The organism is Geodermatophilus sp. SYSU D00703 (assembly GCF_054050155.1).
In genome coordinates this window covers 111,999-129,427 of sequence record NZ_JBJGYU010000001.1, presented here as the reverse complement: position 1 = coordinate 129,427, position 17,429 = coordinate 111,999, and the positions used below count along the sequence as shown (strand labels likewise).

The 17,429-nt window shown below is 75.3% G+C and carries 20 protein-coding genes and 1 tRNA gene; 5 read left to right on the top strand and 16 right to left on the bottom strand.

Annotated elements, in window-relative coordinates; all coding sequences use genetic code 11:
* The first annotated feature begins 2 nt into the window (after nucleotides 1–2).
* On the top strand, nucleotides 3–1,172 hold the full coding sequence (locus tag ACI782_RS00680; RefSeq protein WP_456905046.1) for an ABC transporter ATP-binding protein: 1,170 nt from the start codon (nucleotides 3–5) through the stop codon (nucleotides 1,170–1,172).
* A 6-nt stretch (nucleotides 1,173–1,178) separates the two neighbouring features.
* Here ACI782_RS00680 and ACI782_RS00675 read toward each other — a convergent pair whose 3' ends face one another.
* The 10 genes from ACI782_RS00675 to dacB form a co-directional block, all read right to left on the bottom strand.
* On the bottom strand, nucleotides 1,179–1,685 hold the full coding sequence (locus ACI782_RS00675; protein WP_456905044.1) for a DUF3180 domain-containing protein: 507 nt from the start codon (nucleotides 1,683–1,685) through the stop codon (nucleotides 1,179–1,181).
* A gap of 73 nt (nucleotides 1,686–1,758) precedes the next feature.
* A complete protein-coding gene (gene folK, locus ACI782_RS00670; RefSeq protein ID WP_456905042.1) occupies nucleotides 1,759–2,265 on the bottom strand; it encodes a 2-amino-4-hydroxy-6-hydroxymethyldihydropteridine diphosphokinase in 507 nt (168 codons plus the stop codon).
* Nucleotides 2,262–2,648, bottom strand: coding sequence for a dihydroneopterin aldolase (gene folB / locus ACI782_RS00665; protein ID WP_456905040.1), 387 nt, complete (start codon nucleotides 2,646–2,648; stop codon nucleotides 2,262–2,264). Before folB ends, folK begins: the two co-directional genes overlap by 4 nt.
* Entirely contained in the window at nucleotides 2,638–3,498 is an 861-nt protein-coding gene (gene folP, locus ACI782_RS00660; RefSeq protein ID WP_456905038.1) for a dihydropteroate synthase, read from the bottom strand. Before folP ends, folB begins: the two co-directional genes overlap by 11 nt.
* Before the next feature lie 102 nt (nucleotides 3,499–3,600).
* Nucleotides 3,601–4,224 carry a GTP cyclohydrolase I FolE gene (gene folE / locus ACI782_RS00655; protein WP_456905036.1) on the bottom strand — a complete coding sequence of 208 codons (624 nt, stop codon included), beginning with the start codon at nucleotides 4,222–4,224 and terminating at the stop codon, nucleotides 3,601–3,603.
* A gap of 73 nt (nucleotides 4,225–4,297) precedes the next feature.
* Entirely contained in the window at nucleotides 4,298–6,286 is a 1,989-nt protein-coding gene (gene ftsH / locus ACI782_RS00650; RefSeq protein ID WP_456905034.1) for an ATP-dependent zinc metalloprotease FtsH, read from the bottom strand.
* A gap of 201 nt (nucleotides 6,287–6,487) precedes the next feature.
* On the bottom strand, nucleotides 6,488–7,075 hold the full coding sequence (gene hpt, locus ACI782_RS00645; protein ID WP_456905032.1) for a hypoxanthine phosphoribosyltransferase: 588 nt from the start codon (nucleotides 7,073–7,075) through the stop codon (nucleotides 6,488–6,490).
* Nucleotides 7,072–8,109 carry a tRNA lysidine(34) synthetase TilS gene (gene tilS, locus ACI782_RS00640; protein ID WP_456905030.1) on the bottom strand — a complete coding sequence of 346 codons (1,038 nt, stop codon included), beginning with the start codon at nucleotides 8,107–8,109 and terminating at the stop codon, nucleotides 7,072–7,074. Before tilS ends, hpt begins: the two co-directional genes overlap by 4 nt.
* A 9-nt stretch (nucleotides 8,110–8,118) precedes the next feature.
* Nucleotides 8,119–9,201, bottom strand: coding sequence for a zinc-dependent metalloprotease (locus ACI782_RS00635; RefSeq protein ID WP_456905028.1), 1,083 nt, complete (start codon nucleotides 9,199–9,201; stop codon nucleotides 8,119–8,121).
* 71 nt (nucleotides 9,202–9,272) lie between these two features.
* Nucleotides 9,273–10,697, bottom strand: coding sequence for a D-alanyl-D-alanine carboxypeptidase/D-alanyl-D-alanine endopeptidase (gene dacB / locus ACI782_RS00630; RefSeq protein WP_456905026.1), 1,425 nt, complete (start codon nucleotides 10,695–10,697; stop codon nucleotides 9,273–9,275).
* A 55-nt stretch (nucleotides 10,698–10,752) separates the two neighbouring features.
* On the opposite strand from dacB, the gene ACI782_RS00625 reads away from it, so the two are divergent.
* Complete coding sequence (locus ACI782_RS00625; protein ID WP_456905024.1) at nucleotides 10,753–11,244, top strand: inorganic diphosphatase; 492 nt, start codon at nucleotides 10,753–10,755, stop codon at nucleotides 11,242–11,244.
* A gap of 150 nt (nucleotides 11,245–11,394) precedes the next feature.
* Here ACI782_RS00625 and ACI782_RS00620 read toward each other — a convergent pair whose 3' ends face one another.
* The 5 genes from ACI782_RS00620 to tmk form a co-directional block, all read right to left on the bottom strand.
* Nucleotides 11,395–12,141 (bottom strand): SAM-dependent methyltransferase, encoded by a 747-nt coding sequence (locus tag ACI782_RS00620; protein ID WP_456905022.1) that lies wholly within the window; start codon nucleotides 12,139–12,141, stop codon nucleotides 11,395–11,397.
* Between the two features lie 177 nt (nucleotides 12,142–12,318).
* Nucleotides 12,319–12,570: a hypothetical protein gene (locus ACI782_RS00615; RefSeq protein WP_456905020.1), complete on the bottom strand. Its 252-nt coding sequence runs from the start codon at nucleotides 12,568–12,570 to the stop codon at nucleotides 12,319–12,321.
* Nucleotides 12,571–12,728: 158 nt separating this feature from the next.
* Nucleotides 12,729–12,801: transfer RNA gene (locus ACI782_RS00610), tRNA-Thr, on the bottom strand.
* Between the two features lie 105 nt (nucleotides 12,802–12,906).
* Nucleotides 12,907–14,067 (bottom strand): DNA polymerase III subunit delta', encoded by a 1,161-nt coding sequence (locus ACI782_RS00605; RefSeq protein ID WP_456905018.1) that lies wholly within the window; start codon nucleotides 14,065–14,067, stop codon nucleotides 12,907–12,909.
* Nucleotides 14,064–14,711 carry a dTMP kinase gene (gene tmk / locus ACI782_RS00600; protein ID WP_456906101.1) on the bottom strand — a complete coding sequence of 216 codons (648 nt, stop codon included), beginning with the start codon at nucleotides 14,709–14,711 and terminating at the stop codon, nucleotides 14,064–14,066. The genes ACI782_RS00605 and tmk overlap by 4 nt, the downstream gene beginning before the upstream one ends.
* A 147-nt stretch (nucleotides 14,712–14,858) precedes the next feature.
* Between tmk and ACI782_RS00595 the strand changes: the two genes are divergently transcribed.
* Entirely contained in the window at nucleotides 14,859–15,653 is a 795-nt protein-coding gene (locus ACI782_RS00595; RefSeq protein WP_456905016.1) for a trans-aconitate 2-methyltransferase, read from the top strand.
* 7 nt (nucleotides 15,654–15,660) lie between these two features.
* Here ACI782_RS00595 and ACI782_RS00590 read toward each other — a convergent pair whose 3' ends face one another.
* On the bottom strand, nucleotides 15,661–16,410 hold the full coding sequence (locus tag ACI782_RS00590) for a hypothetical protein (RefSeq protein WP_456905014.1): 750 nt from the start codon (nucleotides 16,408–16,410) through the stop codon (nucleotides 15,661–15,663).
* Nucleotides 16,411–16,653: 243 nt separating this feature from the next.
* On the opposite strand from ACI782_RS00590, the gene ACI782_RS00585 reads away from it, so the two are divergent.
* Both ACI782_RS00585 and ACI782_RS00580 read left to right on the top strand, forming a co-directional pair.
* On the top strand, nucleotides 16,654–17,082 hold the full coding sequence (locus ACI782_RS00585) for a hypothetical protein (protein ID WP_456905012.1): 429 nt from the start codon (nucleotides 16,654–16,656) through the stop codon (nucleotides 17,080–17,082).
* Complete coding sequence (locus ACI782_RS00580) at nucleotides 17,079–17,420, top strand: winged helix-turn-helix domain-containing protein (RefSeq protein ID WP_456905010.1); 342 nt, start codon at nucleotides 17,079–17,081, stop codon at nucleotides 17,418–17,420. Before ACI782_RS00585 ends, ACI782_RS00580 begins: the two co-directional genes overlap by 4 nt.
* The last annotated feature ends 9 nt before the right edge of the window (nucleotides 17,421–17,429 follow it).

Sequence of the window (17,429 nt, the reverse complement as noted above, 5' to 3'; positions counted from 1 at the left end):
TCGTGGACGCTACTGCCACCGCCGCCGCCACGACCGCCACGGCGACGACCGGCGGGGGCGGCGCCCAGGAGATCCGGCTGGAGGGCGTCAGCAAGGTCTACCCGGACGGCACCGTCGGCGTCGCCGCGCTCGACCTGACCTTCGCGGCCGGGGAGCTGTCGGTCCTGGTCGGCCCCTCGGGCTGCGGCAAGACGACGACGATGAAGATGATCAACCGGATCATCGAGCCGTCGACCGGCCGCATCCTCCTCGGCGGGGAGGACGTCACCCGCGTGGACGCCGACCGGCTGCGCCGCCGGATCGGCTACGTCATCCAGAGCGTGGGGCTCTTCCCGCACCAGACGGTCCGGACCAACGTGGCGACCGTGCCGCGGCTGCTCGGGTGGGACCGCGGGCGCACCCGGGCGCGGGTCGACGAGCTGCTCGCGACGGTCGGCCTCGACCCGGCCGTCCACGGGGACCGCTACCCCGCCCAGCTCTCCGGGGGCCAGCGGCAGCGGGCCGGCGTGGCGCGGGCGCTGGCCGCCGACCCCGCCGTCCTGTTGATGGACGAGCCGTTCTCCGCCGTCGACCCGGTGGTGCGCGAGCGGCTGCAGGCGGAGTTCCTCCGGCTGCAGGAGACGGTGCGCAAGACGATCGTCTTCGTCACGCACGACATCGAGGAGGCGGTCCGGCTCGGCGACCGCATCGCGGTGATGAGCACCGGCGGGCACGTGGAGCAGTTCGCGCCGCCGGCCGAGGTGCTGGGCCGCCCGGCCAACCAGGTGGTGGCCGACTTCGTCGGCGGCGACCGGGCGCTCAAGCGGCTGGCGGTCACCCCCATCGACCCGGCCGTGCTGGAGCAGCCGCCGACGGTGGGTCTCCACGACGGCCTGGCCGACGTGGGCGCCGTGCTGGACCGGGCCGGCGCGGGCTGGGCCGTGGTGCTCGACGGGTCGGGCCGGCCGGTGGGCTCGCTGCCGACGGCACGGGCGGCCGGGGCCGGGACGGTCGCCTCCGCCGTCGTCCGCAGCGACGGCACCGTGCCGGCGGACACGTCGCTGCGCACGGCGCTGGCCACGATGCTGCAGTCCGACGCGGGCTGGGTGGCCGTCATGGACGGGGACCGCTACCTCGGCGTCCTCACCCCCGGGTCGCTGCACGCGGCGCTGCGGAGGTCGGTGCGGGGATGACCGCCGTCAGCCCCGGGGGTCGAGGGGCGGCTCGTCGTCCTGCGGGGACGGCGGGATCCGGCAGACCGACTCCAGCCACAGGGCGGCACCGACCAGCGCGGCCGAGCAGACGACCCCGATGACGCCGGCGACGGTGTCCCCGCCGGCGGCCTGCAGCCGCGACAGGGCCGGGACGACGTAGAGCAGCAGCCCGATCCAGATGCCGAGGAACACCGCGCCGACGTAGGCGCTGGCCTGGGCCAGCACCGCCAGCCGGGCCACCATCATCGGCTCCACCGGCCGCACCGGCGCGTGGCCGCGCTCGGCCGGTGGACGGCGGTCCCGCTGGGCGGCCAGCCGGGCGCGCAGGGTCCGGGCGCCGAGCAGCTCGGCGACGGCCAGCACCCCGATCGGCACCGGCAGCCACCAGCGCAGCGCGGGCAGGTCCCCGTAGGCCGACCGGACGACCAGCCAGGCCGCCACGGCCAGCCCGGCGACCAGGACGGTGAGGTCGCGCCGGTTCACCGGTCTCACGCGCCCTCCTCGCTGGCGCTCGTCGGCCGCGTTCGCCGCCTCGCTCTGTTCATGCGTGAGCTCGCCAGCTCGCTCACCGAAGGTGCTTCCAGCGGACCACCGCGGCGACGTCCTCGCGCGGCAGGGCGGCGACCAGGTCGACCACCCGCCCGTGGCCGGGGAGCACCGCCGTGGGGTCCAGCGACGCCCAGGGCACGAGCACGAAGGCCCGCTCGTGCGCGCGCGGGTGCGGCAGGGTCAGGGCGGGGTCGGCGGAGAGCACCGGCTGCCCGTCGTCCCCGGTGACCGCGACGACGTCGACGTCGAGCGTGCGGGGGCCCCAGCGGACGTCGCGGGTCCGTCCCGCGGCCTGCTCCAGCTCGTGGGCGCGCGCCAGCCACCCGGCCGCGTCGTGCGGCCCGCGGACGACGACGACCGCGTTGAGGTACGGCGGCTGCTCGACCGGCCCCCAGGGCGGGGTCTCGTACAGCGTGGACCGGGCCACCAGCACGCCGTCGTCCTTGAGCGCGGTGATCGCGCCGCGCAGCGTGGCGGCCCGGTCGCCGAGGTTGGCGCCGAGGGACAGGACCGCCCGGCTCACGCCCGCTCCCGCCGGATGCTCACGGTGACGTCGTCGAAGGGCACCCCGAGGTCGGCCTCGGGCTTGTGCACGGTGATCTCCACGGCGTCCACCAGCGGGTCGGCCAGGCAGACGTCGGCCAGCCGCTGGGCGAGGGTCTCCAGGAGGTCGACCGGCTCCCCGGTCAGGACCGCGTGCAGGGCCTGCGCCAGCTCGGCGTAGTTGACCGTCTTCTCGAGGTCGTCCCCCGCCGCGGCCGGGGCGGTGTCGAGCTCGAGGACGGCGTCGACGCGGAAGGTCTGCCCCCGCTCCCGCTCGACGTCGTAGACCCCGTGGTGGGCGTGGGCGGTCAGCCCGCGGACGGCGATGCGATCGGGGCGGCGGGACGGGTGGTCACCGGTCACGGCGGTTCCTCTCCCCGCGCGCGGCCTGGACGGCGGCGACCGTGCGGACCGCGTCGGCCGAGGCGGCCGCGTCGTGCACCCGCACCCCCCACGCGCCGGCCTCGGCGGCGAGCACGGTCGTGGCCAGCGTGGCCGCGTCGCGCTCCTCCGCGGGGCGCACGGCGCCGTCCGGGGCGGCGAGCAGCCGGCCGAGGAAGGTCTTGCGCGAGGCGCCGACGAGCACCGGCAGCCCGAGATCGATCAGCCGGTCCAGGCCGGCGAGCAGCGCCCAGTTGTGCTCGGCGCGCTTGGCGAACCCCAGCCCGGGGTCGAGCACCAGTTGCTCGGGCGCCACCGCCGCGGCCACGACGTCCTCCACGCGGGCGGTGAGCTCGGCGCAGACCTCGGTCACGACGTCGCCGTAGCGGGCCGCCGCGTACATCTCGCGGCTGTGCCCCCGCCAGTGCATGAGCACCCAGGGGACGCCGGCGTCGGCGACCAGTCGGGCCATGCCGGCGTCGGCCAGCCCCCCGCTGACGTCGTTCACGAGGACCGCCCCGGCCTGCAGCGCGGCCTCGGCCACCTCGGCGCGGGTGGTGTCGACGCTGACCCGCACGCCCGCGTCGGTGAGCTCGCGGACCACCGGGAGCACCCGGCGGCACTCCTCGTCGGTGTCGACCCGGTCGGCGCCGGGCCGGGTGGACTCCCCGCCCACGTCGACGTAGTCGGCACCCGCCGCGTGCATGGCCAGCCCGTGGGCGATCGCCGACGGGGCGTCGGCGAAGCAGCCGCCGTCGGAGAAGGAGTCGGGCGTGACGTTGAGGACGCCCATCACGACGCAGTGGGCGGGGCGGAGGAGCTCGACGCTCACCGGCCTCTGTCCACGGCTCGGCTCCGGGCCCGCTCCGCTCCTCGGTCGCTGTCCCCCGCAAGCGGGACGTGCCCCCAGCCTCCGGCGATGCTCACTGGCCCGTCACCCTCGCATCACGAGGCTCATCGCCTCGCTGCGCGTCGCCGGGTTGTCCCGGAAGATGCCGCGGACGGCGGAGGTCACCGTCGTCGAACCGGGCTTCCGGATGCCGCGCATGGCCATGCACAGGTGCTCGGCCTCGATGACCACCAGCACGCCACGGGGCTTGAGGACCTCGGCCAGCGCGTCGGCGATCTGGCTGGTCATCCGCTCCTGCACCTGCGGGCGCCGGGCGTAGACCTCGACCAGCCGCGCCAGCTTGGACAGCCCGGTCACCCGGCCGTCGTCGCCGGGGATGTAGCCGATGTGCGCCACCCCGTGGAAGGGCACCAGGTGGTGCTCGCAGGTCGAGTACATCGGGATGTCCTTGACCAGGACCATCTCGTCGTGGTCCTCGTCGAAGGTGGTCGCGAGGACGTCGACGGGGTCCTGCCACAGCCCGGCGAAGGTCTCCGCGTAGGCGCGGGCCACCCGGGCCGGGGTGTCCCGCAGGCCCGGGCGGTCCGGGTCCTCGCCCACCGCGAGGAGCAGCTCACGGACGGCGGCCACCGCACGCTCGTGGTCGACGCCGGCGCGGGGCGGGACCGGCAGCAGGACGTCGTCCGGCTCGGCCGGGACCTCACTCACGCGACCTCCCCGCTGGCGCTCGTCGGACGCGTTCGCGGCACTGCTGTGCTCATGGCTGAGCTCGCACGCTCGCTCACCTCTGGACGGGGGCGCCGACGTCGCCGACCGGGTTGCCCTCGCCGACGTGCCCGTTCCCGTGCTGCGCCGCCTGCTCGGCCGGCGTCAGGACCGGCGGCAGGTCGGACGGGGTGCGCTTGCCGAAGCCGTTGTACGGCGCCAGCGAGGGCCGCTTGGTCACCGGGGCGCAGATCCGCGCCATGTCCTCCTTGGAGAGCGTCTCCTTGTCGATCAGCTCGAGGACGAGCTGGTCGAGGACGGCCCGGTACTCGACCAGGATCTCCCAGGCCTCGTCGTGCGCGGCCTCGATGAGCGCCCGGATCTCGGCGTCGATGTCGGCGGCGACGGCCTCGGAGTAGTCCGGGTGCGAGCGCATGTCGCGGCCCAGGAACGGCTCGGAGTCGTTCGTGCCGTACTTCACCGCGCCGAGCTTGGCGCTCATGCCGTACTGGGTGACCATCGCCCGGGCCAGCGAGGTGGCCTTCTCGATGTCGTTGCCGGCGCCGGTGGTCGGCTCGTGGAAGACCAGCTCCTCCGCCGCCCGGCCGCCGAGGGCGTAGGCCAGCGTGTCGATCATCTCCGACCGGGTCTGGGTGTACTTGTCCTCGGTCGGCAGCACCAGCGTGTGCCCCAGCGAGCGGCCGCGCGGCAGGATCGTCACCTTGTGCACCGGGTCCAGGTTGGGCAGCGCGTGCGCCACGAGGGCGTGCCCGCCCTCGTGGTAGGCGGTGACCTTCTTCTCCTTCTCGCTCATCGCCCGCGTCTTGCGCTCCGGGCCGGCGATGACGCGGTCGATCGCCTCCTCGAGGGTGGCGTCGGTGATCGCCGTGCCGTCGTTGCGGGCGGTGAGCAGCGCCCCCTCGTTGAGCACGTTGGCCAGGTCGGCGCCGGTGAAGCCGGGGGTACGGCGGGCGACGGTCTCGAGGTCGACGTCCGGCGCGAGCGGCTTGCCCTTGGCGTGGACGGCGAGGATCGCCTTGCGCCCCTCCAGGTCGGGCCGGTCGACGGCGATCTGCCGGTCGAAGCGGCCCGGGCGCAGCAGCGCCGGGTCGAGGATGTCCGGCCGGTTGGTGGCGGCGATCATGATGACGCCGCCCTTGACGTCGAAGCCGTCCATCTCGACGAGCATCTGGTTGAGGGTCTGCTCGCGCTCGTCGTGGCCGCCGCCCATGCCGGCGCCGCGGTGCCGGCCGACGGCGTCGATCTCGTCGACGAAGATGATCGCCGGGGCGTTCTGCTTGGCCTGCTCGAACAGGTCGCGGACGCGGCTGGCACCCACGCCGACGAACATCTCGACGAAGTCCGAGCCCGAGATGGAGAAGAACGGCACCCCGGCCTCGCCGGCGACGGCGCGGGCGAGCAGCGTCTTGCCGGTGCCGGGCGGGCCGAACAGCAGCACGCCCTTGGGGATCTTCGCGCCGACGGCCTGGAACTTGACCGGGTTGGCCAGGAAGTCCTTGATCTCCTGCAGTTCCTCGATCGCCTCGTCGGCGCCCGCGACGTCGGCGAACGTCGTCTTCGGGGTGTCCTTGCTGACCACCTTGGCCTTGGACTTGCCGAAGGCCATGACGCCGCGGCCGCCGCCCTGCATCGAGTTGAACAGCCAGAACAGCAGCAGGAGGAGGATCACGAACGGCAGGAAGCTGATCAGCAGGCTGACCAGGACGCTGTCCTGCGTGACGTTGGTGTTGAAGTCGACGCCGTCCCCGTTGCCGTTCAGGCCGGAGACGAGGTCGAAGATGTCGTCGGAGGCGCCGATCGGGTAGGACGCGGTGACCTGGTCACTGCCGTCGACCGGGTTCTTCAGATCCAGGTCGAGCGTCTGTTCCTTGTCGTTGATCGTGACCTGGTCGACGTTGCCACCGGTGATCTGCTCGATCGCGGTCCGGGTGCTGACCTCCTCGTAGCCCCCGTTGCCGCGGAACAGCGAGGAGAACGCCAACGCCAGGAGGACGACGAGGACGACCCAGAACCACACGGAGCGGAAGATCTTCTTGCGTTCCATACACCGATGCCGGGCGGCCGGGGTCCCCGGCCTGACCCGTCCACCCTCCTGATCGTCCGCCGGGACGCTCCCTGCGACCTGGGCGGGCCACCCCGGCGCTCGGTGCAGCGTCGTTGCGATCGACGGTACACCGGAGAGGCTGTAGGACTGCTGTGCGAAGGCCGGAGAGGACCTGTCGACCCCCGGGCGGGGGAAGCCCGTTCAGCCGGAGTAGACCTCGGCCTTGAGCGTGGCGATGTAGGGCAGGTCGCGGTAGCGCTCGGCGTAGTCCAGACCGTATCCGACGACGAACTCGTTGGGGATGTCGAACCCGATGTAGCGCACCGGCACGTCGACCTTGACCGCGTCGGGCTTGCGCAGCAGCGCGCAGACCTCCAGTGAGGCCGGACGGCGGCTGCCCAGGTTCTTCAGCAGCCAGGACAGGGTCAGCCCCGAGTCGATGATGTCCTCGAGCACCAGCACGTGCAGGTCGCTGATGTCGCGGTCGAGGTCCTTGAGGATGCGCACGACGCCGGAGGAACTCGTCGAGGAGCCGTAGGACGAGACGGCCATGAACTCCATCTGCGTGGGCAGCTGCAGCGCCCGGGCGAAGTCGCTCATGAACAGCACCGCGCCCTTGAGGACGCCGACCAGCAGGACCTCCTTGCCGGCGTAGTCCTCGGCGATCTGGGCGGCCAGCTCAGCGATCTTGGCCTGGATCTGCTCCTCGCCGAGCAGCACGTGGTCGATGTCGGGGCCGTAGCCGTGGTGGTTGCCGAGCTCTCCGGACTCGCTGGCGGCCTTGGTCACGCCGATGGCTCCTCGAGGGTGTCTGGTGCGGCCCCGGGCTGGGGGCCCCGCGCGTCGCCGGGGGGCAGGAACACCAGCCTGCCAGACGTCCGGCCGACCCCGGCACCTCCGGGTAGGTCCACCCGCCCCTGCCCGCGCCACCCGGTGACCAGCGTCTCGACGGCGCGCAGGTGCACCGCCTGCAGGTCGGGCACCCCGGCCGCCCGCAGCCAGCCGCGCAGGACGCGCCGGCGCAGCGCCGCGGGGAGCGGCGCCAGCGGACGGGCGGGCAGGCCGCCGTCCCCGGCCTCCCCCGCCAGCCGGGCCAGCTCGGCCGCGGCGAGCGCGTCGAGGGCGTCGAGGTCCTCCCGGAGCAGCTCGGCGGTCCGGGCCAGCGCGGGCGCCACGCCGCCGCCCAGGACCTCCTCCATCAGCGGCAGCACCTCGCCGCGCAGCCGGGCCCGGGTGTAGGCGGGGTCGGTGTTCCAGGGGTCGTCCCACACCGGCAGCCCCTGGTCGGCGCAGGCCTGCCGGGTCGTGGCCCGGCGGACGCCGAGCAGCGGCCGCCACCAGGTCACCCCGGCGTCGGCCCGCTCGGCCACCATGCCCGCCACGGACCGCGGCCCGGAGCCCCGGCCCAGCCCGAGCAGCACGGTCTCGGCCTGGTCGTCGAGCGTGTGCCCGAGCGCGACGCGGGCCCCCCGCTCCCGCGCGGCGCCGGCCAGCGCGTCGTAGCGGGCCGCTCGCGCCGCCGCCTCCGGACCGCCGACGGCGCCGACGTCCACCCCCAGCACGAGGACGGGGTCGAGGCCGAGGCCGAGGAGCAGGCCGGCCGTGGCCGCCGCCCGCTCCGCCGAGCCGGGCTGCAGGCCGTGGTCGACGGTGACGCCGCCGACGGGGACGGCCGCGGACCGGGCCTCGAAGGCCAGGGCGGCCGCGAGCGCCACCGAGTCCGCTCCCCCGCTGCAGGCGGCCAGGACCGGCCGGTCGCTGCCCCGGAGCCCGGCGCGCACCGCGGACCGCAGCGCCGCGACCGCCGGCGGTGGACCGGCCACCGCGCGGCCTCAGGCGGGGATGGCCGGGCGGCCGTGCACCCGCTCGACCCAGCGGGCCGGGTCGGTCAGCTCCTCGATCCGCGGCAGGGTCTCCGGCCCCGACCAGACGCGGTTGAAGCCCTCCATGCCGACGAGGTCGACGACCCCGCCGACGAAGTGCCGCCCGTCGGCGTACTGCCGCATCTTCTGCTCCAGGCCGAGCAGCCGGCGCAGCACGCGGTCGAGCGGCCCGCGGCCCTTGCGCCGCTGGGCGAACCTCAGCCGCAGCGTCCGCACCGAGGGGACGACGTCCGGGCCGACGCCGTCCATCACGTACTCGGCGTGCCCCTCGACCAGGCTCATCACCGCGGTGACCCGGTCGAGGACGGCGCGCTGGGCCGGGTCCTGGATCAGCGCCATCAGCCCGCCCTCGTCGCCGTCCCCGCCGCGGACGGCGTCGCCGAGGCTGCGCAGCACGTCGCGCAGCCGCTCGCGCAGCACGTCGGGGTCGAGGTCCGTGGCCTCGACGAACTCGGCGATCTGGGCCTCGAGGTGGTCCTTGAGCCAGGGCACGGCGGTGAACTGCAGTTGGTGGGTCACCTCGTGCAGGCAGACCCACAGCCGGAAGTCGCTGGGGTCGACGCCGAGGCGGCGCTCGGCGTCGACGATGTTCGGCGCGACCAGCAGCAGCCGGCCGCCGGTGCCGAACACCTCGTACTGGCCGAGCACCCGCGAGGAGAGGAAGGCGAGGATGCCGCCGGCCTGCACGCCGGTGGCGCGCGAGCCGATGGCGGTGGCCAGCGGGCCGGGGCGGGTCTCCTGCTTGGCGGTCAGCGCGTCGACCAGCGGGTCCAGCAGCGCAGCCATCCCCGCCGTGTTGGCGTCCACCCAGCCGGGGCGGTCGACGACGTCGACGTCGGGAGCGGGACCACCCGGGACGGGGGCGAGCCCGGTCAGCCGCTCGACGTGGGCCACCGCCGTGGTGGCCGCCTCCCGCAGTTCCGCGACGACGGCGGCGGCCTCCTCGCGCGTCGTCTCCGGACCCGGGCCGACCAGTCGACGGGCCGTGCGTCCGGCGAGGTCCCAGTCCACCATCCGGGGAGCGCTGCTCATCGCCTCACCGTAGGCCCTCCTGCGGGCGCCTGCCGCGAGCGTGCGAGCGGTGGGGCCGGGAGAGCGCTCTTTCAGCGGCAGCCGCAGCGGGCCATCGTCGCCGCGACGTCGTCCAGCGCGTCCTCGGCGGCCTGCCCGTCCCCCGGTGCGCCGTCGGCGATGACGGCGAAGACCAGCAGCCGGCCGTCGACGGTCACCACGGTGCCGGCCAGCCCGTGGACGCCGAGCAGGGTGCCGGTCTTGGCGCGGACGCTGCCCGGCGCGGTCTGCGGATCGGCGTCGGCGCGGTCGGCGAGCGTGCCGTCGTAGCCGGCGACCGCCAGCCCGGAGAGGACGGGCGCGGCCTCGGCCAGCGAGCCGTCGGCGGCCCCGGTGAGGAGGTCGACGAGCAGCGAGACCGGCACGCGGTCCTCGAGCGACAGGCCGCTGCCGTCGGAGAGCTCCACCCCCGTCGTGTCGAGGCCGGTGTCGGACAGCGCGTCGGTGACCGCCTGCGCCGACCCCTCGAAGGTGGCCGGCAGGCCGCGGGCGATCGCCACGTGCCGGGCCAGGGCCTCGGCGAGCAGGTTGTCCGACTGGGACAGTGCCTGCTCGACCAGCCGGGCGACCGGCGCCGACCGCACCGAGCCGAGGGTCTGCGCGCCGTCGGGGGCGTCCCCCAGCGCGACCGTCGCGCCGGTGGCGCCGAGGGCGGTGGCCAGGGCGGCGCCGGCGTCGAGGCCCGGCTGGCCGCTGCGCGCGTTCTCCCCCGAGCGGACGCGGGCACCGTCGACGGCGGTGGCGGTGACCGGGGCGGCGTAGCTGGAGGGGGCGTCGTCGGGACCCCAGCCGGAGGCCGTCAGCGGGCCCTCGAACAGCGAGCTGTCGACCACCACGCGGCTGACCGCCGTGCCCCCGGGGAGGGCGGCGCGGACCTGGGCGGCGAGGTCGTCGACCGTGGGCGCGCCCGGGTAGGTGAGGGACGGCGCGGTGCGGGACAGCGTGGGGTCGCCCCCGCCGACCAGCACGACCTCGCCCGGGGTGGCACCCGCGACGACGGTCGTCTCGAGAGTGGCCTCCGCGCCGAGGGTGGTCAGCGCCGCGACGGCCGTGAGCAGCTTCGCGGTGGAGGCGGGGGTGGCCGGCTGGTCGGCGTCCCGGTCGAGGAGCACCTCGCCGGAGGCGGCGTCGACGACCTCCGCGCTGACCCCGGCGCCCAGGGCCGGCGCGGACAGCAGCGGGTCGAGCTGGGCGGTCAGCGCGTCGCCGTCCGGGACCGGGGCCTCGGAGCCCAGCGCGGCGAGCACCGGTGCGGCGGCCTCGACGTCGGGGAAGCGGGCCTCGGCGACCCCCGGGTCGGCCGGCGCGTCGTCGTCCCCGCTGCCGGGGGCGACGACGAACCAGACGACGGCGGCGACCACGAGCAGCAGCGCGAGGACGACCAGGACGAGCCGGCGGCGGAACCGCGAGTACCTCGGCGTGACGGTCGCCGACCCGCTCGACGCGATGGTGTCCACCCCCTGGAACGACCTCCGGCGGTCGCCCGGGGTCCGATCAGCCACACTACGACCCGTGCAGTTCGACGTGACGATCGAGATCCCGAAGGGCCAGCGGAACAAGTACGAGCTGGACCACGCCACCGGACGCATCCGCTTGGACCGGATGCTCTTCACCTCCACCCGCTACCCGGCGGACTACGGCTACATCGAGCACACCCTCGGCATGGACGACGACCCGCTCGACGCCCTCGTACTGCTCGACGAGCCCACCTTCCCCGGGTGCCTCATCACCTGCCGGGCCATCGGCATGTTCCGCATGACCGACGAGAAGGGCGGCGACGACAAGGTCCTCTGCGTGCCCGCGACCGACCCGCGGATGGCCCACCTCACCGACATCCACGACGTCTCGGAGTTCGACCGGCTGGAGATCCAGCACTTCTTCGAGACCTACAAGGACCTCGAGCCGGGGAAGTCGGTCGAGGGCGCCGAGTGGGTCGGCCGCGAGGACGCCGAGGCCGAGATCGTGGCCTCCCTCGCCCGGGCCAAGGAGAACGGCTCCCACTGAAGAAGGACCACCCTTCCCCCCGCGCCTCACACGCTCGGCGCGGGACCCTGAACGGTGGCCACCCTGGCCCCTCACCGAGCGGCCGCCGAGCGCACGACGGACGCCGACGGCGGCGCACCCCTCCTCCTGGGTGCGCCGCCGTCGGCGTCCTCAGCGCCGCACGTCGTGGAGGACGACGGTGAGGAAGCCGAGCTCGCCGCGGTAGCCGGCCAGCCACTGCCGGCGGTGCGTGCGGGCCAGCTCGAGGGCGGCGTCCCGGTCGCCGTCGGGCGCCTCGTCCAGCGCCCAGGCGGTGAGCGCCCCCGTCCAGCACCACTCGTACTCGTCCCACTCGGCCGGACTGCTGAGGTGTCCGTAGCCGGGTTCGAAGCCCGCGCGCGCGACCTCCACCACCAGTCCGCCGAGGTCGGGCAGCTCCCCCGGCTCGGCGCCCAGGCCGGCCAGCGCCTGCGGGCTCGGTCCGCGCTCCCAGAACCCGTCGCCGAAAAGCACCCGCCCGCCCGGCCGCAGCGGGCCGCGGACGGCGGTCAGAGTGCCGGCCGGCCCGCCGAAGACGTGGCTGGCTCCCACGCACAGGACGACGTCGAACGGGCCGCCGTCGTAGGCGGCCGCGTCGCCCTCGACGAGCTCGACCCGGTCGGCGAGCCCCCGCTGGTCCACCCGGCGCCGGGCCTCGGCCAGCGCGGGCGCCGACAGGTCGACCCCGACCCCGGTGAGGTCGGGACGGGCCGCCAGCAGCGGCAGCAGCCACGCGCCGGAACCGCAGCCCAGGTCGAGCACGCGGGCGCCGTCGGGCGGGTCGAGCCGCTCCAGCAGCAGGCGGACGCTCTCGTCGGAGAGCGGGGCGGCGACGGGGTGCCAGCGGTGCGCGACGGCGCTGGCCAGGGCTCGGTCCACACCGGGCATCGTGCTGGCCGGGCGGCCATGCGGTCACGCGGTTTCCCGGGTCGATGGCCGTCCACTGCGCCTGACGCACCCGGGAGCGGCGTACCGCTCCCGGGTGCGTCAGGCCGGCCGGAACGCCGTCCTGCCGGCCTCCCGGACGCCGGCACCCAGCCGGGCCGAGGACCGCTCCTAGCCGGCCGCTGCCTGCTGGGGCGCCTGCTGTTGCGGCCCCCCGTCGTTCGCCCGGAGCAGTTGGGCCATCGCCTCGAGGCTGTCGGCGGCCGCCGTGCCCCCGCAGGTCAGGGACGCGAGCAGGCCGCCGAGCAGACCGGCGCGATCGGCCACGATCCGGACCCGACCGATCTCCACGACCAGACCCAGCAGGTCGAGACGCAGGCCGTCGGGGATGTCGAGGATCACGCACTCTACGGGCGTCGTCATCGGGCGCTCCCTTCCGGTACTGAGCGCTTCCTGAACGCCACGGAGCCTATCGGGGACACCTGCTCCGCGTAAGCAGATCGCGCCCAGGAGGCAGCCGCGCGGCTCCGGAGACGACTCAGCGGGCCCTCCCCGGAGGAAGGACCCGCTGGTCCGTGCTGAGCCGCCTGTCGGAATCGAACCGACGACCTTCTCATTACGAGTGAGATGCTCTACCGACTGAGCTAAGGCGGCGGGCGTGCGGCGAACAGTTTACGTGACGGCTCCACCCCCGCTGCGCAGCCCCCGTCCAGGGGCCCGCCCCGAGCCTGCGACGGATCGGGAGGACGGGGTCCTCTCTCAGACGGGCAGACGCAGCGCCACGGTGAGCGCCTCGACGGCGATCTGCGGTTTCACGTTCTGCTCCAGCGCCGCCCGGCAGGCCAGGACGGCGTCGATGCGGCGCAGCGCCCCCTCCTGGCCGATCCGCCGCGCCAGCTCCTCGGCGTCCGCCCGCCGGTCGGGGTGGTTGAGCGGCAGCTGCTCGGACGCCGCGGAGCCGAGGACCAGCGCGTCCCGGTAGAGCCCGGCGAGGTCGACCAGGGCCCGATCGAGCGAGTCCCGTCCGATGCGGGTGGCCCTCGACTTCTGCCGCTTCTCCAGTTCCTTCAACTGACCTGCGCTGCCTCGGCTGGCAGCGGCGACACCCGGACCCCTGGCCCCGACCCCGAGACTGGCCTTGAGCGCCTCGGTCTCGGCGTCGTCGAGGGCCTCGGTCGCTGCACTCGTCTCCTCCTGGGCGGCGGCGACGAGGTCGTCAGCGGCGTTGAGGCAGGCCGCCAGCGAGACGAGGGACAGCGGGACGTCCAGCACGGCCTTGCGCGCCAGTCGCGCGTCCTCGTCGCGTGCCAGACGACGGGCTCGTCCGATGTGGCCGCCGCAGGCGCCGGCGGCCCAGGCCGCCATCGCGGGGTCGAAGCCGTCCCGGCGGACCAACACGTCGGCGATGGCCTCCGCCGTGGGCGTCCTCAGGCTCATGACCCGACACCGTGAGCGGATGGTCACCTTGATGTCGTCGGGGTGCAGGCTCGGCGCGCACAGCATGACCACGGTCCGCGGTGGTGGCTCCTCGATCATCTTCAGCACCGCGTTGGCCGCGGCCTCACTCATGCGGTCCGCGTCCTCGACGATGATCATCTGCCACCGTCCCTGGGACGGTGCCCGCCCCGCCACCCGCACCAGCTCGCGCGCCTCCGAGACACCGATCGACAACCCCTCGGGGTTGATGACCGCGACGTCCGCGTGCGTGCCGGCGAGCACCGTGCGGCACTCGTGGCAGGTGCCGTCGCCGCCGTCCGGGCACTGCAGCGCGGCGGCGAAGGCACGGGCGGCCACGGAGCGGCCGGAGCCCGGCGGTCCGGTGAACAGCCACGCGTGGGTCATCGCCGCTGGGTCGGCCACCGCGGCCTGCAGCTCGGCCACGACGGCCGGCTGGCCGATCACGTCCTCCCAGACGCTCATGCCCGCACCCGCAGCAGCGCGCCGACCCGGGCGCGGACGTCGGCGGCGAGGGCGTCGACCGGCCGGGTGGCGTCCAGCACGAGGTAGCGGCCGGGGTCGGCGTCGGCCAGCGCCCGGAACGTCGTCCGCACCCGCTGGTGGAAGTCCAGCGACTCGCTCTCCAGCCGGTCGGCGGCCGCCCGCCCGCGGGCGCGGGCCAGCCCGACCTCCGGGGGCAGGTCGAGCAGCACGGTGAGGTCCGGCCGCAGGCCCTCGGTCGCCCAGCGGGAGATCGCCGCGACGTCGTCCATCGGGATGGTCCGCCCGGCGCCCTGGTAGGCCAGCGAGCTGTCGATGTAGCGGTCGGTGACCACGACCTCCCCCGCGGCGAGCGCCGGCCGCAGCACGGCGTGCGCGTGCTGGGCGCGGTCGGCGGCGTAGAGCAGCGCCTCCGCTCGCGGCGCGAGGCCGGTGTGGGCGCGGTCGAGCACGATGGCGCGGACGGCGGCGCCGGCCGGCGTCCCGCCCGGTTCGAGGGTCGCCCGCGCGGTGCGCCCCTGGCCGGCGAGCCACTCGCAGAGCAGCCGCACCTGGGTGGACTTCCCCGCGCCCTCGCCGCCCTCGAAGGCGATGAACAGGCCGGGCGCCGTCGCGCCGTCGGCCACGACGGACAAGGCGGGCGGACCGTCGTCGGACACGGGGATCGGGGGCTCCAGTCGGGGGGGGCGGGAGGGGGCGGCCGCCACGGTACCGGGGCGGGACGACGGTCCCGGGCGTGTCCGGAACCGGTGGCGCGGCCCTACGGTCGCCCCGTGACGAGCACCGCCGCCTGGGACCCGGCCGGCTACCTCCGCTTCGCCGGCGAGCGCGCCCGGCCGTTCGCCGACCTGCTGGCCCGCGTCGGCGCGCAGGACCCCCGGGTGGTCGTCGACCTCGGCTGCGGGGAGGGCGCGCTCACCGCCTCGCTGGCCGGCCGCTGGCCCGGCGCGCGGGTCACCGGCGTGGACTCCTCGCCGGAGATGCTCGCTGCGGCGGCCGCCCACGCCGTCCCCGGGCGGGTGGCGTTCGCGCTGGGCGACGTGCGGGACTGGGCACCTGCCGAGCCGGTCGACGTCCTGGTGACCAACGCGGTCCTGCACTGGGTGCCCGGCCACCCGGAGCTGTTGCGCCGGTGGGCCGGCCAGCTGGCGCCGGGCGGGTGGCTGGCGCTGCAGGTGCCGGGCAACGGGCGCGCCCCGACGCACGCCCTGCTCGCCGCGTTGTGCCGGTCGACGCGCTGGGCGGGGCTGCTCGCCGGCGCTGCCCCGGCCGAGGACGCCGTCCTGGACCCCGCCGGCTACCTCGACGTCCTGACCGACGCCGGACTGGCCGTTGACGCGTGGGAGACGACGTACCTGCACGTGATCTCCGGGCCGGACCCGGTGCTGCAGTGGGTGCGCAGCACCGTGCTGCGGCCGGTGCTCGCCCTTCTGGAGGAGGACGACGCCGCCGAGCTGACCGTCGAGTACGCGGCCGGGCTGCGGGCGGCCTACCCGGCCCGGGCCGACGGCAGCACCGTGCTGCCGTTCCGGCGGGTGTTCGCGGTGGGCCGGGCGCCCGCCGGCTGAGCCGCCGTCAGCCGACCGCGTTGGCCAGGCAGCCGCGCACCCCGTTGTCGGTGCCGCGCTGGAAGGCGTCGATGCGCTCCTGGGCGCTGCCGTGGACCTCGACCTGCTCCCGGCCGTTCTCGTCGACGTAGACCGTCCCCCACGGGACGTCGCTGGCGACCGCGGCCAGCGAGTCGACGAACTCCTGGCTGTCGCCGTCCTCGAGCCGGAGCGAGCCGTCGTCGATGGCGCCCTGCAGCGCGGCCCCCGCGAGACAGTCGGCCTGCAGTTCGTAGGCGTCGGAGATCAGCGCGGGGTCGATGCGCGCGGCGACCGCGTGCGCCCACTCGTGGGCCACGACGAGGTAGACGAAGGCGTCGCCGAGGTCCTGCGACCGCATCATCAGGTCGACCTCGAAGGCCAGGAAGTCCCCGGTCCCGCAGTACCAGGCGTTCTCGCCGGCCAGCAGGACCTCGCCGCAGTACACCTGGTCCTGCGGGTAGTCGTAGAGCCCGGGCGCGCCCGAGCCCTGGACCAGGGACGGCGCGGTGTAGCTCCCGGGGAAGTACTCGCTCCAGTGGGTGTCCCACCAGGCGTCCACGGTGTCCAGCGCGACCTGGTAGTCGGTGTCGAAGTCGTCGCCGGGACTGATGCTCGGGACGGCGGCGGCCTTGTCCGGCTCGGCCAGTCCGCCGGTGTCGGCCGCGGCCGGGGCCGCCACCCCGACCAGGACGGCGGTCACGAGAGTCGTCAGCGCGTGGCCTGCGCGAGTCGGCATGGCAGCCCCTCCGTCGACGGGTCGAGCGAGGCTAGGGCCACCGGCCCCGGCGCCCGCAAGCTCCCCGCGGGAACACGAGGGCCAGCACGGATCCGGAACTGGCGCGTTCGTGACCGGCCGTGGTCGGGCAGCCTCGTCCCGTCGAGCCTGTGGACGTCACTGGGCGGGCGCGGCAAATACTTGACGGCTAGGAAAGTACTTGCCACTGTTCCGCGCACCGCCGCCCGGCAGAGAGGGAGACCGATGTCCGTCCCCACGCCCCAGTCCGCTGCCGCCCTGCTCGCCGAGGCCGAGGCCGCCGACGCCCGGGTCGCCCGGGCGGCCGGCGCCGCCCCGTCGGGGTTCCTCACCACGCTCGGCTTCGCCAGCGCCGGCTTCTTCCTGGCCCAGCCGATGGCCGACGGCGACCGCGCGGTCCTCGCGACCGCCGTCGTCTTCGTGCCGGCCGTCCTCGGCGCGGCCCTCGCCCTGCTCACCGGGCTGCAGGCGACCCGGCACGGCTTCTCCCAGCGGTTCGGCCTCGCCATGGGGGCGTGGGGAGCGGTCCTGGCCGTCGGGCTGGCCGTGGGTCTCGCACCGGGAGCCGGACGTAGCTGGGTCTTCTGGGCGCCGCTGGCCGTGCTCGTCGCGGCCCCCTGCCTGGTCGGCGCCTGGCGCGAGTCGCCGCGGTGACCGGGCCTGGCTCCCCCGCGGGCGAGCACCCGCGGCACGGGTTGGACGAGGTCATCCACGCACCCGTGCGCTTCTCGGTGATGGCGACGCTCGCCTCGGCCGAGGAGGCGGAGTTCGGCTTCGTGCGGGACGGCGTCCAGGTGAGCGACTCGCTGCTGTCGAAGACGGTGAGCGCGCTGGAGAAGGCCGGCTACGTCGAGGTGCGCAAGGGATACGTGGGCAAGCGGCCGCGGACCTGGCTCCGGCTGAGCGGGCGGGGGCGGGAGGCCTTCGACGCGCACGTGGCCGCGCTGCGGGCGATCGCCGACGGCGCGCTGCCCCCGGTCGGCCGGACCTGAGCGCGGGCT

Bases quoted from the DNA above. Each gene is read 5' to 3' on its own strand.
- ftsH (WP_456905034.1), bottom strand. From the start codon at position 6,286: ATGGAACGCAAGAAGATCTTCCGCTCCGTGTGGTTCTGGGTCGTCCTC.
- ACI782_RS00635 (WP_456905028.1), bottom strand. From the start codon at position 9,201: ATGAGCAGCGCTCCCCGGATGGTGGACTGGGACCTCGCCGGACGCACG.
- ACI782_RS00615 (WP_456905020.1), bottom strand. From the start codon at position 12,570: ATGACGACGCCCGTAGAGTGCGTGATCCTCGACATCCCCGACGGCCTG.
- ACI782_RS00605 (WP_456905018.1), bottom strand. From the start codon at position 14,067: ATGAGCGTCTGGGAGGACGTGATCGGCCAGCCGGCCGTCGTGGCCGAG.
- ACI782_RS00590 (WP_456905014.1), bottom strand. From the start codon at position 16,410: ATGCCGACTCGCGCAGGCCACGCGCTGACGACTCTCGTGACCGCCGTC.
- ACI782_RS00585 (WP_456905012.1), top strand. From the start codon at position 16,654: ATGTCCGTCCCCACGCCCCAGTCCGCTGCCGCCCTGCTCGCCGAGGCC.